We start from the raw sequence: 14,666 nt of genomic DNA, 5'->3' as shown, positions 1-14,666 counted from the left end.
CGCGGCCGGCTCAGGATCCTTGGGACTCCTGTTGCGGCGAGGGCTCAGAACACCAGCACCTTATCTGCCGCGCTCACCGCCGCGGCCAGGGCGTCCATGGTACTCCGCTCCGCATGTTCCATCAGGTCCTCATCAGCCAGCCCGCGCGCGTCCATGCACGTGCCGCAGAGCAGGACCTTGCCCTTGCCGGCCCTCACGCGACGCAGCATGCGCTCGATATTGTAGAACCCTTCAGGCGTCTTCTGGCCCTTGCGCGCGGATGCGACGGCGTCGGCCATCAGGAAGACGGTGACTTCATGCTCGGGATCGGCCTTCAGGAGCGCCGAAGCCAGCCTCAGCCCGTTGTAGGTGCGTTCCGTGCCGTAGGGCGGATCGTTGAGGATGAACAGAGTTCTCATCTCGCGCTCCACTTGGCCACGGACCTTACGCCATCCTGTCTGCTGAGCGGGCGGCTGCAATCAGGACCGCATTCCATGGCCGTCTTCCAGGCCAGGTCCAGATGGTGTTCCCGCCACGCTCGAGTTCGCCTTGACCTGCATCAAGCAGCGCGGCGCTGGCGCCGAACCCGTGACCTCCGGAGACGACGCCCTCGGGTGCGACAGGGCGTGTGTGGCGCCGCCCCTTGTCGCCGGCCATCATCGCAGGCGAAGGTCGCGGCCGGCCGGGTGGCCGGCGCGCATGTCCAAGCCGCAAGGCCAAAGGCGCCGGCGCATGTCTCAAGCATGTTCTCAACGCCCGGCTTCGCCATTTCACGCATAACGGGTCTTGCCTTCGCGGCGCCGCTTGTCGAGACTCGAACGGAATGAGAACCGAGATCGATCACCTTCCCCCGGCCAAGCAGCGCGAACTCGAACGGGTGATCGGCCTGTTGATGGGCGAGTTCGAGCAGGCGATCGCCGGCGGCACCCAACCGTTCCGCAAGAACGGGAAGATCCTCAAGATCATCCTGTTCGGCAGCTATGCGCGGGGCGATTGGGTGGACGAGCCGCACAACGGCTACCAGTCGGACTTCGACCTGCTGATCGTCGTCAGCCACGAGAAGCTGACCGACATCGCCGACTACTGGTACGTCGCCGAAGACAAGATCCTGCGCGACCCCAAGATCGGCCGCACGGTCAACATCATCGTCCACACCCTGCAGGAGGTGAACGCCGCCCTGGGCAAGGGCCAGTACTTCTTCACCGACATCGCCCGCGACGGCATCGTCCTCTACGAGCTGCCCGGCCACGCTTTGGCGACACCCATGCCGCCCACGGCCAAGGACGCCTATGAGGTCGCGAAGGGGTATTTTGAGGATTGGTCCAAGAAGATCGAAAGCGCGCTCAAGATCGCGCGCTTCGCCATCGAGCAAAGTGAGCTCAACGACGGCGCCTTCCTCCTGCATCAAGCCGTCGAGCGTTGCTACGCCTGCTTCCTCCTGGTCCGAACGCTCTATTTTCCGCGTTCGCACAACATCAAGTTCCTGCGCTCTCTGGCCGAGCAGGCCGACGCCCGGCTCATCGGGGCCTGGCCTCGCGACAACAAGACCGACCGTCGCCGTTTCGAACTCCTGAAGCGCGCCTATGTCGAGGCGCGCTACTCGCCGAGCTACAAGATCAGCGCCGAGGACCTCGACGCCCTGGCCGAGTCCGCCGTGCGCCTACGCGATGTCGTCCAGAGCGTCTGCCTCGAACGATTGGAAACGCTTCGGCGGGAGGCGTCGGCGCCTTAGGCGGCCGGATCGAAGAACATGCGCGCCGCCTGTGGTTCGAAGACGGCGAACCGGCTATCGAAGCGCCGTGAAAACCTTCATCGACCTCGTAGGCGCCTCGGGCGCGACCTATCGCTTCCGCCTCGTGCCAGCCCCAGCTCAGCTTGCAGCGAGCGCCGGTAACTTCGCCTTCCTGCGCGCAGGCCCGGGCCAAGGGGCGCTGGTCTGTATCGGCACGGCGCTCAGCCTCAGCGACGCCGCCAACGCGTGGAAACTCGCCATCGACCGGCATCAGGCCAACGCCATCTACGTGCGGCTGAACATCGCCCGCGACGTTCGCCTGTACGAACACCAGGACATCGCCGAGCGCCATGCGCCGACCATGATCGTCACCGAGGCGGACTGACCGCAGCCCCTCGTGATCGCCTGCCCACGTCGCGGGCACGAGCGTCCGTCGAACTTCAGGCCGACATCAGCCGTTCGAGAGATCCCACGGGTACTTGTCCTGCAGGTGCTCCTGCACAAGCGGAAGCTGGTCCTCGAACTTCACCGTCCAGTAGCCATCGCCGTCGCGTGGACTTGTGATCTCGTAGTCCTTGCCGCCGACCGCGACCAGGCGAGTTCCGAAGACGTCCGACAAGTAGCGGCTAGCGCGGCGCGCATACGCGGCGGCCTCTGCGCGCACATCGATCGGCGCCCCATCGAGCACGTCAGCCTCGTACTTCGCCTCGTTGAGGTCGCGGTAGAGCGATCCGAAATCGTAGAGGAATGGGGTGGTGATGCGATCGGCGACTTCGACTTCGCCGCAGGCGCTGCAGATGTTCACCAGCAGCTGGTCGTTCGACCATTGGCTGTCGCCGTGCCGGTTGTGGTTCTCCTCGAGCAGCACAGCCGTCGGCAGGATACGGCCGCTCTGGCACTGGCCACAAAATGGGAAGTTAATGTCGACAAGGTCGAAGCTGCCCTGATCGAACACGGCGACCTTATAGAGAGCGCCTTCCAGCTGCAGCGGCTCGTAGGAAGCCAGTCGCTTGAAGGCGATATTGGTCGTCACGTCGATCCGGTGCATAGCGCCGTCCACGACGCCGACGAAGTCGGTCGCGTCGCCGATGTCAGCCGCGACAACTAGGTTGAGGTCCTTCCGGTACTGTTCGAAGAAGGCGACCTCCGCCTTCAGCCCCGTATAACCCGTGGGGCCGAGCGTCTTGCGGTAGCCGTCGAGCCAGGTCTTGGCGACGGCCGAGTCCTTCTGCATCTGGGCGAAGATGATCCGCCGCTTCTCATTGTAGACCTCGGCTGGGTTACGGGCCTTGGCCACCTCCCAGGTCGCCGCCACGATCAGGACACCCGGCCCTTGGAGGCGAAATTCGCGGCGAAGTAGTCGATCACCTCTGACGCCTGGGTGCCTCTGCGGAATTCCTTCTGCGCCTCAAAATCGAGGTCCGGGAGCATGTGGATCAATTGATCATCCTTGAAGAGAGGCAGGAGGGCGTCTGGATCAAGCCCGTCCGTACGCTGGCCGGTCATGATATTGCCCGCCTCAAGCGCCGCGCCGATCATTACGTCCGCTAACTGGATGGCCGGGCAGGTCTTGGAGTCGACCTGGGCCACCTCGGTCAGCTTCAGGGGGAACTTGAAGCTGGCGATCGCCGTCTGCCGCAGTTCGACCTCATCGGTGTGGTCGATGAAGGCCTGTAGCAATTCATGGTACGTGGCCAAGTTCTTCGACTCGTCGTGCTCCACCCGATAGGGGCCGTCCGACATGATCTCCATCCGGCTGATCAACGCCTGCATGACCACCATGGCGAGGTCGGTCGAGATACCTGGTGTGGCGATCGCTCTCAGGCAGTCCGGGCACGCGTCCCTAGCCAGGGGCCCAATCGCCTCGGGAAACGCTTGCCAGTTAGTACGCCGCGCCGCGGCCACCAGGGCGTTCAGACTCTCGGGGGTCTTCTCTTTCATCGCCAGCTGGAAGGCCGCCAGCATGGCCTCGAATGGCTCAGCCCCCAGCATCGTCGGTCCGACGACGCTCAGCAGCGATCCCATCGCATAGTTCTGCCCATCGGCATAGAATTCGGCTCCGCGCTTATAGTACCAGGGCTCCACGGCGTAGTCACAGAACATCAGGACCAACATGTAGCGCTTGTCCAAAACGTGGGTGACGCATTTGTAGCCCTGCAGCAGGTCGCGCAGCAGCGCCAGAAGATGCGGCCGGCTGCCAGGCCGCCGTGACAGAGCGCGGTACTTCAGCTCCGGGGCCTGGAGACGCGGGAAGTGTTCTTTGATCAGCCGAGCAGCGTCGTCGTCGCTGATCGCGATTGCCGCGGCGCCCTGCAGACGTTACTGGGGGTTGAGCAGGTCGAACCCGGTGTAGCCGCTTTCGTCGATCCGGAAACATTCCATGGTCACTCCTCTCGTCCGCCGCCGACGGGATCTAGGGTCGCCTGCGCGCCGGCGCAGAGGTGATCTCCGCCGCTCCACGAAGAAATTAGACTACTCGGCCCTGCAGCGTGACCGCTTTCCACCCCGCGCAGTCCTCCGCAGCGATCGCTTATGAGCAGAGCCGCGTCGCTCCGCCCCGAGCGGTGAGGTCGGTCTTGGCTAGGCGACGAGCGTCAGATCCAATTCGCCCGGTTGCCGGTGGTTGACTGTGAGGAAGCGACGGCTTCGCCAGGCGCCTTTTTCGCCGACCCTCAAACTGCGACGCTACTCCCGGGCGGAGGCCTGATCATCACCTGAGCGTCGCCAGCAGGTCGGCGCAACGTGGCTTCAGCTCCAATGTGGATGGCTGGGCGAGCAGCCACGCCCCGAACGCGTCGATCGCGCGTCGCTCGCCTTCCGTCCAGCCGGCAGCGTGCGTGAGCTCGGCGTAGATGGCCCGGGCCTGCCGCCTCGGCTCGGGCGCGCTGCCGAAGGTTCTGAGAAGTTTCCTGGCGGCGGACAAGGCTTCATTGCGGCTGGCGGACATTCCGAATCCCCGAGGACCTCGCCTGCATGGAATGGCCGAGCGGAGTCGTCAAATGGGCGACCTTGGACCCGGTCCTCCGCTGAACCGGCGTGCGACTTGCGTTCGGCGCCCCGTTCACCCTAGGCTTGCATCGCGTCGCGGACACCGCGGCGCCGAGGCGTGAGAACCTCGCTTGAGACGACCGCTCCGCGCACCCTCGTGTCCGGCGTGGCCGATGCGTATGTCCAGGCCGCAAGGCTAAAGGCGTCGGCGCATGCCTCAAGCATGTTCTCAACACCCGGATGTCGCCGGGTCTGGCCTCGGAACAGCGAGGCGAGGCCATGACGCAGCAGTCGGACATCGTGAACGCCCTCGCCGTGGCGGAGGACGAGCGCCGAGCCGACGCTGCGGCGGCAGAGGCGCTCGGCGAGCTCTATCGGCGCTATGCCGGCTGGCTGAGGGCGTTGCTGCGGCGACGATATGGCGCGGACGCCGACGACCTCGTCCAGGAAACATATATTCGCATCGCCCCCTATCACGCGACCCAGGAAATACGTCATCCTCAAGCACTACTGATGCGCATCGCGAGCAACCTGGCGCGCAACCAGTTGCGGCGAGAGTCGAACGGCCGGCGCCTGAACGCTTTGCTTGTGGAGGAACGGATCCATGTCGGGCATGCCGTCGCGCCTGACCAGTTCGAAGCCCTTCTGTTCAAGCAGATCGTGCTCGAACTTCCGATGATCTACAGGGACGTCATGATCCTGAGCCGCTTCAGCGGACTGACGAACGACGAGATCGCGCGGTCCCTGGGCCTTTCGATCAAGACCGTGGAGTGGCGGATTTCCCGGGCTGTCGCGCTCTGCGCCAAGAGAACCAGCGAATAGGCGGCGGGACGTTCGATGACGACGAACAGCAAGGACGACCGGGCCCGGGAGGAGGCCGCGACATGGTTCGCGCGGCTGAAGACCCGCTCGATCAAGGCCGAGACCCTGGAGGACTTCTTCGCCTGGCGCGCGGCGCCCGGGAACGAAGAAGCGTTCGCCCGCGTCGAGGCGATGTGGCGCAAGGGCGACGGCCTCGAGAACGACCCCGACATCGCCCGCGCGACAGCGCAGGCCCTTGAGCGCGGCGCGATGCGGCGGGGCGCCGGCGCGGCCACGCCCAGGCGGATGGCGGCGGTCGCCGCGATCCTCGCGGTCATCGTGATCGGCGCCGTAGTCGCCAGCTCGCGGTTCGCCGGCTCGACCTACGGAACCGGTGTCGGCGAGCGTCGCCATGTGGAGCTTGCCGACGGCTCCAGCATCGACCTCGACACCGACAGCAAGGTTCGGGTGCGGCTCGACGCCTCGAAGCGCTCGATCACCCTGGAACGGGGCCAGGCCCTGTTCGACGTGACCCACGATCCGTCCCGCCCCTTCGTCGTCGCGGCGGGACAGACGCGGATCGAGGCGCTGGGTACGCGGTTCGACGTGCGGCGCGACGCGGGGGATGTCCGCGTGACGCTGATCCGCGGCAAGGTCGCCGTCCGGGACGCCAGTCCGCTCAGCCGAGGCGAATGGACGCTCGCGCCCGGCCAGCAGATCACCACCGGCGCCAAGGCCGCAGTTCCGGTCGCCGTCGATGCGAACGCGGTCTCCAGCTGGACGACAGGCCGGCTGATCTTCCGTCGCCTGCCGCTCGCCGATGCGATCGACGAAGCCAATCGCTACAGCCGGCGCAAGATCATTCTCGACGCCGACGCCAAGCTCGCCGCGACCCCGGTCAACGGCGTGTTCAACGCCGGGGAAACCGACGCACTGGCCGCCGCAGTTTCGGACCTCTACGGGCTCGAAGCGCACCAGCAACCAGACGGCGACATCCTGCTGCGTCCTCCGAACCGGTGACGCCCTTCGGGTCGTCGCCGAGATTATTTTTTGCCCTCCGTCAGGGTTTGCCGGGGGCTCAGGTGTCTATCCCCCAATTCGCATCGCACGGCGCAAGGCCGACCGCCGCCTAGATGGCGCGATGCGCGTCGCCAGGAGGGGATAGGCATGCGTGGAAGTCGAGTGAGACAGGTCGTGTTGCAGGGGGCTTCGGCCCTGGGGCTGGCGTCGGCGATGGCGTCGACGCCGGCCTTCGTCATCGCGGCGGAGACCGCCATCGCGTTCGATATCCGGTCGGGCACGCTCGAGGCGGCGCTGGTCGCCTATTCGGCGCAGAGCCATCGGCAGTTGCTCTATTCGGCCGCCCTCGTCGCCGGCCGGCAGGCGCCGGCCCTGAAGGGTCGCTTCACGGCGGATGAAGCGCTCGAGCGGCTGCTGTCCGGAAGCGGCCTGGTCGCGGGGCGCACCGTCGATGGCTCGATCATCCTGCGCGCCAGGCCCGCGACGGGACCGACCGGCATGTCCGGCCCCGCGGCGGATGGGGTGATCCGGGCTGCCGCCCAATCGGTCTTGGAGGCGCCCGATGGGGCCCCGTCTTCCGATCGGGCCATGGAGACTGCGCCCGCCGCGCCGCCCACGATGATCGCCGAGGTGGTAGTCACCGGAACTCACCTGCGCGGAGTCGGAAGCGGTCCCTCGGAAGTCGTCACCCTGGACGGCGAGGCTTTGACCAAACGGGGTTATGCGACGATCGGCGAAGCCCTCGCCAGCCTGCCGCAGAACTTCGGCGGCGTCGGAACCCCGACGAGCCTGCTCGCCGGCGCCGATCCGCTGGGGACCAACACCTTCGCCGCCTCGGGCGTCAATCTCAGGGGCCTGGGCAGCGACGCCACCTTGGTTCTGGTCGACGGCCGACGCATGGCCGGCACCGGCTCGAAGGGCGACTTCGCCGACGTGTCGGCGGTTCCCGCCGTCGCGGTGGAGCGCGTCGATGTGCTGCTCGACGGCGCCTCGGCGCTCTACGGCTCCGACGCCGTGGGCGGCGTGGTGAACATTCATCTCAGGAAGAGCCTCGACGGCGCGGAGACCCGCGCGCGCTACGGTGTCGGGTCCGGCGGCGCGGCCGAGGAGACCCAGTTCGCGCAGGCGCTCGGCAAGACATGGCAAGGCGGTCGCGCCCTTCTCGCCTACGAATACTATCATCGCGCCGACCTCCTGGGCGCGGACCGGGACTATGCCGCCTCGACTGACCTGCGTGCGTTCGGCGGGACGGATCACCGGGCGATCTACAGTTCGCCCGGCAATGTGCTGCGGCTCGACTCGGCCACCTCGACCTATGTGCCGATCTACGCCATTCGGGCGGGTCCGACGGGCGCGGCGACCGGCACCGGCGACTTCGTCGCCGGCGAGATCAACCTGCAGAACCAGCGTGCGGGCACGGACCTGCTTCCCGACGATCGGCGCGACAGCGTCTATGGGCACTTCGATCAGAGCCTCAGTGCGCGGGTCACGGTCGATCTGGACGGCCGCTACACCCGGCGGCGCTTCACGTTCCTGAGCGCGCCGTCGACCGCGCTGATTTCGATGCGGCCGGCCAACCCGAACTACGTCCCCCTGCCCGGGTTGACCACCCAGCAGATCGGCTATTCGTTCGCCAACGACCTCGGCGCCTCGATAAGCGGCGGCTATGCGGAGAGCCTCGGGCTGTCGGCGGGCCTCAAGGTCGACCTGTGGGGCGACTGGCGCGCCGAAGCCTATGGCGCTTTCGCCCAGGAGGTCGGCGCTCGCAAATACACCAACGTCGTCAACACCCGCTTCCTGAGCGAGGCGCTGGGGAACATCGCCGACGATCCCGCGACGTCCTATTCGGCGGTCCGGGACGGCTACTTCAATCCCTACGGCGCCGGAAAGGCCAACAGCGCAGCGGTGCTGAGTTTCATCGGCTCGGGCTTTTCACGGCAGGTGAGCCGCAATGAGGTCGACACCCTCTCGGTTCAGGCGGACGGGACCCTGTTCTCGGCGCCGGGCGGGCGGGTGAAGCTCGCGCTCGGCGTCCAGAGGCGCACCGAGACCTTCGATCAGAAGAACCTGGTGTTCACCTCGACGGTCGCGCCCAGCGCCACCCGCAAGCCGGGCTATGACCGCGCCGTGTCCTCGGCGTTCGTCGAGCTGCGAGCCCCGATCGTGGGGCCCGACAACGCCTTGCCCGGCATAGCGGCTCTCGACCTCTCCGTCGCCGGCCGCGTGGAACGCTATGACGATGTCGGCACGACCGCCGACCCCAAGCTCGGCGTGATCTGGAAGCCGCGGTCCGACCTCACGGTCAGAGTCAGCTACGGCACGAGCTTCCGGGCGCCGACGCTCTCGGAAGTGTTCGAGGCCAACGATCTCGGCGCCAGCCTGCTGCAGAAGGGACCCTCCAAGCTCCTGTCAGTGATCCGCTACGGCGGAAACCAGGACCTCAAGCCGGAGACCGCGACCTCCTGGTCGGCCGGCGTCGACTTTGCGCCGGAAACTCTGCCGGGGCTGCGCCTCAGCGCCACCTGGTTCGACACCCGGTTCCGTAACCGGATCGCCCGGCCGGCGCTGGACCACATCTCGACCGCCCTCAGCGACCCGGCGTTCTCGCCGTTCGTCACCTTCCTCGACCCGAGCAAGCCCGCGGACCTGGCGACCATCAACGGGCTGATCACCGATCCGACCTTCGCGTTTCCGGGGCTGTTTCCCGCCGACGCCTACGGCGCCGTCGTCGATGCGCGCTATGTGAACACGGCCTCGACCCGCGTCGAGGGGATCGACCTGGCGGCGACCTACGGCTTCGACCGGGGCCCGGACCGGTTCGAAGCCTCACTCAGCGCGACCTATCTGGCGCGCTACGATCAGCAGCTGACGCCGAACACGCCGGCGGTCAGCCTGCTCGACACGCCGGGCGAGCCGGTGGACTGGCGGGCTCGCGCGAGCTTCGACTGGAGCCGCGGTCCCTGGTCGGCGACGGTCAGCGCCAATCATGTGGACAGCTATGGCGACGGCGAGTCGATTTCTTCATGGACGACCTTCGACCTCCAGGGCCGCTGGCGTCCGGCTGCCGCGTCGCACGCGAATCCGCTGCACGACGTCACCGTGGTCGTGAGCGTGCTGAACCTCTTCGACCGGGATCCGCCGTTCTATGACTCCCCTCAGGGCGTCGGCTTCGACGCCGCCAACGCCAGCCCGATGGGCCGGTTCGCGTCCATCCAGCTGACCAAGGCCTGGTAGCCGGCGCTCGCCGCCCGACCGTCCCCATCAACGCCGAGGCTCCCATGCGCATGCTCCCGCGCCTCGCGGTTCTGTGCCTGCTATTCATCGCCTCGGCGGCCACGGCGCGTCCGATGACGGTGGACGATCTGCTCAGCTTCGAGCAGTGGGGCCAGATCGCCGTCGACCCCTCCGGCCGCTGGCTGGTCGTCGAGCGGCGGGGGCCCTACGCCGACGCGCCGCGCTTCGAAGCCGGCTACTACAGTCGCTACGGGGTCAGCCGCCTCCATCTGGTGGACCTCGCGCGCGCCGGACCCGCACGACCGCTGATGCCCCAGGAGCTAGGCTACGGCTATGTCGCCGGGCCGGTCTCGCCCAAGGGCGGCCGCATGCTGGTCTACCGCTTCGGACACCGCCGATGGGAGGCCGGGATCGTCGAGATCCAAAGCGGCGAGGTGCGCTGGCTCGGCCTGACGCCGGAGCTGGCGGTCTTCGGACGGGTGGCCCAATGGCGCTCGGAGACGGAGTTGCTGTTGATCGCTCGGCCGCCGGGCGACCTGCCGCTGCATATGCGAGCGGGCTGGAAGGCGATGGAGCAATTGCCGGGTCGCTGGGCCCTGACCGCGAATGGCGCGACCGCGTCGGTGACCACCATCGGCAGCGGTCGCTTCCTGGGCCTGCGTCCGCAGGCGCCGGCGAACCGCCTGATGCGGATCGACGCGCCCAGCGGTTCGGCGCGGCTCCTGGCCTCGGGCGGCTTCTTCGACCTGGAGCTCTCGTCCAGCGGCCGCCACGTCGCCCTGGCGACCGAACTCCACGACCTCCAGCCGGCGGCCATCGCGACGCTGCGGGTCGGCTCGGCGCTTCGCCGCCGCAACGTGGTGATCGTCGATCTCGACACAGGCCGCGCCACGAGCCCCTGCGCCGACTGCGACGTGCTCACGCACCTCCTGGCGTGGTCTCCGAAGGCGGAAGAGCTGCTGATCTTCGCCCGCCGCCGTCCGGACGAGGATTGGGCGCAGGGCCGACTGGTGCGAATCGACGCGGCCGCCGCGACGGCGGCCACCGTGAACACCGGCGACGCCGTCCCGACCATCACCTCCGGCCAGGACGGCATTGGCGTGGTCCACGCCGACTGGCTGGGCGATGATCCGATCGTCTATGCGCGATCCACAGCTCAGGGGGATCGGTCCGACTGGTTCAGGGTATCGCCGTCCGGCCCGGTCAACCTCACGGCGCATGCGCCGCCGCCCCCGGCCGTCCCCGCCGCGATCGACGGGTCCGCACTGATGTTCATCGCCGGCGGGCGCGCCTGGCGGGTCGATCGGACAGGCCGCGCGGCTGAGCTCGGACGGACGGAAAACCTGTCGGCGGTCGAACCGTCTCAACTCGACGTCGGCGTCCGCTTCACGGCCAACAGCGCTCCGCGGCGGGCCTGGTTCGCGGCGACCGGGCGGCTTGGCGACCGCGAAGGCCTATGGCGGATCAGCGCGGACAAGCAGGTCTTCCTGCCGATCGACGCGCCAAGGGCCAGGGTCGTCGCGCTCGGCCCACGTGATCTGGTGACGGCCACATCGGACGACCATGGCGGCTCGACCCTGATGGTGCGGGCCGCTGGCCGGACCGACCGCCCGGTTCTGTCGCTGAACCAGGCCTATGGCGATGTCGACTTCGCCCAGGTCTGCGCGGTCCCAGGCCGTTCGCCGGACGGGCGGCTCGTAACCCACTGGCTCTATCTTCCGGCCGACTGGCGGCCGGGCCGGCCCGCGCCGCTCGTGGTCGTGCCCTATCCGGGGGCGACCTATCCGAGCCCCCCGGCGAAGTACGCCGCCGGCGCCTCGACCTTCTACACCAATCCCCAGGTCCTCGCGGCCCACGGCTATGCGGTGCTGGTCCCCAGCCTGCCGCGCGCGGCATCTGGCGAGCCGATGGCCGGTCTCGCGGACCAGGTTCTCGACGCAGTCGATGCGGTCGTCGCTCAGGGCTACGCCGATCCGGACCGAGTGGCGGTCTGGGGCCACAGCTATGGCGGCTATGCCGCGCTCGCCGTGGCGACCCAGACCTCGCGCTTCCGGTCGATCATCGCCTCGGCCGGCATCTCCGACCTGGTCGCCTACTGGGGCAGCGTGACGCCGGACCATGCGGTCAACGCCGAGGTCGGATCATCGATCAACTGGGGCGCGGGCTGGGTTGAAGGGGGGCAGGCGCGAATGGGCGGCCCGCCGTGGATCGATGCAGACCGCTACCACCGCAACAGCCCGGCGCTGGCGGCCGACCGCATCACCTCGCCGGTGCTGCTGATCCATGGAGATCAGGATGCGGTGCCGCTGGCCCAGGCCCAGGCGATGTTCACCGCCCTCTATCGGCAGGGGAAGGACGCCGCTCTGGTCACCTTCTGGGGCGAGGGCCACGTCGTCGCGAGTCCGGGCAACGTCCGCGACCTCTATGAACGGGTCCTGGGCTGGCTCGATGTGACGATGGCCCCCAGGCGGCCAACACCGCTCGACGCGCCCGAGATTGGCCCGCCGGAGCCTAGCCAAGCCGCCAGAGCCGCCGCTCCCAGGCCCGCACCCAGCTCTCCACCGCAACGGCGTGAATGATCGAGCCGAAGCCGCCGCGCCAGATCAGGCTGTCCTCCTGCAGGGCCTGCTCGAGACGCCGGCGATTGAGCAGCCCGGCGGCCACCAGACGGCCGTCGAGCAGATGGGCGCGCAGGAAGTCACGGTGCTCGGCGAGAGCCCGACCGAAGAAGGCTGTCGCATCGCCCTTGCCCCAGCGGCTGGACACCTCCGGCGGCAGGCGATCGGCGAAGGCCCGCCGTGCAAAGGCCCGGTCGCGCCGGCCTTGCGTCAACACGACCGTCGAGAGCGCCAGGCAGTGCTCGACGACGGGCTGGGCGAGGATGGGGTGGATGAGATGGGCCGCCTGTGCGCGGCGGCAGTCGCCGCTGAAGGTCAGGCAGCTCGCCAGGCTGCGGATGTGCAGGCGCTTGCCGGGCGGCAGATCGGCGATGTCGCGTAGCCAGGGATGCCGCGCGGTCGCCGCCGTCCCGCGGCTCGCACCCGCAAACGGCGCCGACGCGAGGAGGCTGGCGCGAAGGACCGCCCAGACCGATCGCCTCGTCCAGCGCGCGACGTCAGGGATGACGGGGTCGAACAACCCCGGGACGCCCCGCGCGCGCAGGTGGTCGGCGGCGACCAGGGCCGTCGCCATCTGGAAGAAGACCGTATCGCCGCCCTTTCCGGTCAGGAGCGCCTCGGCGCCGACATCGACGCACCGGCGGGCGACATCGCGGTCATAGGCGCCGTCCGTCGCCCAGACGGCGGGGCGAGGCCCATGGGCCACTTCGGAAAGCGCGCGATCGTCGATGGCGAATCCAGGCTTGACCGCTTCGGTCAGGGTCACGCCGGCCCTCCGGGCCACCGCCCTGGCGAACGGGCGCTCGTCGCCCTCGGCGTCGCCCAGATGATAGTTCAGCCACTGGGCGACCCGCACATCCGGCGCGCGCGCCAGGGCCGTGGCGACGATGGCGGAGTCGAGGCCTCCGGAGACCTCGGCCAGGACGGTGCGATCGCGCACGAGGGCCCTCACGCAGGTGTCGAGCACCTCCACCAGCCGGCCGGGCTCCAGGTCCGGTTCGCGGGTCCTGACGATGCCGGCCGGGCTCCAGACGGTCACCTCGGCGGCGCCCTCCTCGCGGCTCGTGCGCATGACGCCGGGCGTCACCGCATGGACGCCGTCCAGCGCCAGCGGGCCGGAGACATTGGTCGGATGCGCCAGGTGCGAGGCGACCACGCTCCAGTTTAGGGCGAGGCGCGGCGGCAGGCCGGCCGTGAGCCATCCCGGGAGCGTCGAGGCGACGACCTCGACGCCGGAAGCCCGCCAGGTCACGCACTCCAGGGCGCCCATGGGATCGCGGAAGATCGAGGTTGCGGGGCCGCCGCGCTGGATCGCCACGTACCGTCCCCAATAGCGGTCGGCGAGGGTCCGACAGACGGCGTCGTGGCCACCTCCACGAAGGCCGGCGTCCTCCGCCCAACTCCCGGCATCCCCGCCGTTCCGAGCGAACAGGTCGCCGATGATGACCCCGGACGGCTTCAGGTGGCGAACGGCCAGCGGATGGCGCGCCGACACGGCGACCAGCAGGGTGGGTTCGTCCAGCACGATGCGCCAGCCGGGTTCCTCGGCCAGCGTGCGCCTGAGCCAGCCGATCGCCTGCGGAGGCGGCGAGGCGTCCTCGGCCCAGGAGAGGGCGACATACTGCGTCACGATCGTGGCGTGATCGCCATGATCGGCATGTAGCCGGCCAGATGGCCGCTGTGGTCGTCCAGTACGGTGTCGTCTACCTGCAGCCAGCAGTGGGCGGAGAACGGCCAGGTTCGAACGCCGAACACCCAGGCCGCGCCCCGGCCTCGGCGGTGAAGGAACAGCAGCAGCATGAAGGAGCGGACGAGGCACTCGCCCTGGAACGGCGCCCAGGGCAGCCACCGACGAAAGACTTTCACGTCCCGGTCGATGTCGATCATATTGAGGTCATGGCGCCCCCGCGCATCGGCCAGTCGTTGCGCCTGAGCGACGATCGCTCCGAACGATCGTCCCCGGTAGCACCAGGTCATCGCGCCGTAGGCCCATGCGACATCGCGAAGGTCCTGAAGCGTTGTGGCGACATCCGACCGCTCGGGCAGGTCCCGGGTCGGCAGTGCCGGCGGCGGCCGCCTCGGCGCCCCGGCATGGTCGGCGGTCCAGATCGCGAAGCCCGCCTGTTGCAGCTTGCGCCCCGCCTCGGCGTCCGGTGCAGCGATGGCGTCGCTGTCCGGATCCAGGCTCAAGGTCGAGGCGCCCTGCGGAACGCACATGTATTCGCCGCGGCTCGCGTCGAGCAGGACGAGATCTGCGCCGACCTTCGCCACGTGGCAGTTCGGGGAAAGCCTCC

Annotated in this window: 12 protein-coding genes; 6 read left to right on the top strand and 6 right to left on the bottom strand. The window is 68.4% G+C overall.

What is annotated here, in order from left to right:
- Nucleotides 1–44 precede the first annotated feature (44 nt).
- A complete protein-coding gene (locus GC203_RS14095) occupies nt 45–398 on the bottom strand; it encodes a DsrE family protein (RefSeq protein ID WP_293455542.1) in 354 nt (117 codons plus the stop codon).
- Nucleotides 399–802: 404 nt separating this feature from the next.
- Here GC203_RS14095 and GC203_RS14090 point away from each other — a divergent pair, with 404 nt between their 5' ends.
- A complete protein-coding gene (locus tag GC203_RS14090) occupies nt 803–1,711 on the top strand; it encodes a HEPN domain-containing protein (protein WP_293455540.1) in 909 nt (302 codons plus the stop codon).
- 67 nt (nt 1,712–1,778) lie between these two features.
- Complete coding sequence (locus tag GC203_RS14085) at nt 1,779–2,096, top strand: hypothetical protein (RefSeq protein ID WP_293455538.1); 318 nt, start codon at nt 1,779–1,781, stop codon at nt 2,094–2,096.
- Nucleotides 2,097–2,162: 66 nt separating this feature from the next.
- Here the strand turns inward: GC203_RS14085 and GC203_RS14080 are convergent, their stop codons facing one another.
- The 3 genes from GC203_RS14080 to GC203_RS14070 form a co-directional block, all read right to left on the bottom strand.
- Complete coding sequence (locus GC203_RS14080) at nt 2,163–3,026, bottom strand: hypothetical protein (protein WP_293455536.1); 864 nt, start codon at nt 3,024–3,026, stop codon at nt 2,163–2,165.
- A 2-nt stretch (nt 3,027–3,028) separates the two neighbouring features.
- On the bottom strand, nt 3,029–3,841 hold the full coding sequence (locus tag GC203_RS14075; RefSeq protein WP_293455534.1) for a hypothetical protein: 813 nt from the start codon (nt 3,839–3,841) through the stop codon (nt 3,029–3,031).
- Nucleotides 3,842–4,421: 580 nt separating this feature from the next.
- Nucleotides 4,422–4,658 carry a hypothetical protein gene (locus GC203_RS14070; RefSeq protein ID WP_293455532.1) on the bottom strand — a complete coding sequence of 79 codons (237 nt, stop codon included), beginning with the start codon at nt 4,656–4,658 and terminating at the stop codon, nt 4,422–4,424.
- Between the two features lie 281 nt (nt 4,659–4,939).
- On the opposite strand from GC203_RS14070, the gene GC203_RS14065 reads away from it, so the two are divergent.
- The 4 genes from GC203_RS14065 (at nt 4,940) to GC203_RS14050 (ending at nt 12,333) form a co-directional block, all read left to right on the top strand.
- A complete protein-coding gene (locus GC203_RS14065) occupies nt 4,940–5,521 on the top strand; it encodes a sigma-70 family RNA polymerase sigma factor (protein ID WP_293455530.1) in 582 nt (193 codons plus the stop codon).
- A 15-nt stretch (nt 5,522–5,536) separates the two neighbouring features.
- On the top strand, nt 5,537–6,520 hold the full coding sequence (locus tag GC203_RS14060) for a FecR family protein (protein WP_293455528.1): 984 nt from the start codon (nt 5,537–5,539) through the stop codon (nt 6,518–6,520).
- A gap of 162 nt (nt 6,521–6,682) precedes the next feature.
- Complete coding sequence (locus GC203_RS14055) at nt 6,683–9,754, top strand: TonB-dependent receptor (protein ID WP_293455526.1); 3,072 nt, start codon at nt 6,683–6,685, stop codon at nt 9,752–9,754.
- 44 nt (nt 9,755–9,798) lie between these two features.
- A complete protein-coding gene (locus GC203_RS14050; RefSeq protein ID WP_293455524.1) occupies nt 9,799–12,333 on the top strand; it encodes an alpha/beta fold hydrolase in 2,535 nt (844 codons plus the stop codon).
- On the opposite strand, the gene GC203_RS14045 is transcribed toward GC203_RS14050, so the two are convergent.
- Together GC203_RS14045 and GC203_RS14040 are read right to left on the bottom strand one after the other, a co-directional pair.
- Nucleotides 12,266–14,002 (bottom strand): asparagine synthase-related protein, encoded by a 1,737-nt coding sequence (locus GC203_RS14045; protein ID WP_293455522.1) that lies wholly within the window; start codon nt 14,000–14,002, stop codon nt 12,266–12,268. The two genes, GC203_RS14050 and GC203_RS14045, sit on opposite strands and share 68 nt — an antisense overlap.
- Nucleotides 13,999–14,643 carry a lasso peptide biosynthesis B2 protein gene (locus GC203_RS14040; protein WP_293455520.1) on the bottom strand — a complete coding sequence of 215 codons (645 nt, stop codon included), beginning with the start codon at nt 14,641–14,643 and terminating at the stop codon, nt 13,999–14,001. The genes GC203_RS14045 and GC203_RS14040 overlap by 4 nt, the downstream gene beginning before the upstream one ends.
- Between the last annotated feature and the right edge of the window lie 23 nt (nt 14,644–14,666).

Origin of the sequence: Phenylobacterium sp. (assembly GCF_016124325.1) — a bacterium.
GTDB lineage: Bacteria > Pseudomonadota > Alphaproteobacteria > Caulobacterales > Caulobacteraceae > Phenylobacterium.
Note: the sequence above shows the minus strand (reverse complement) of the source record. Positions and strands in the feature narration are given on the sequence as shown.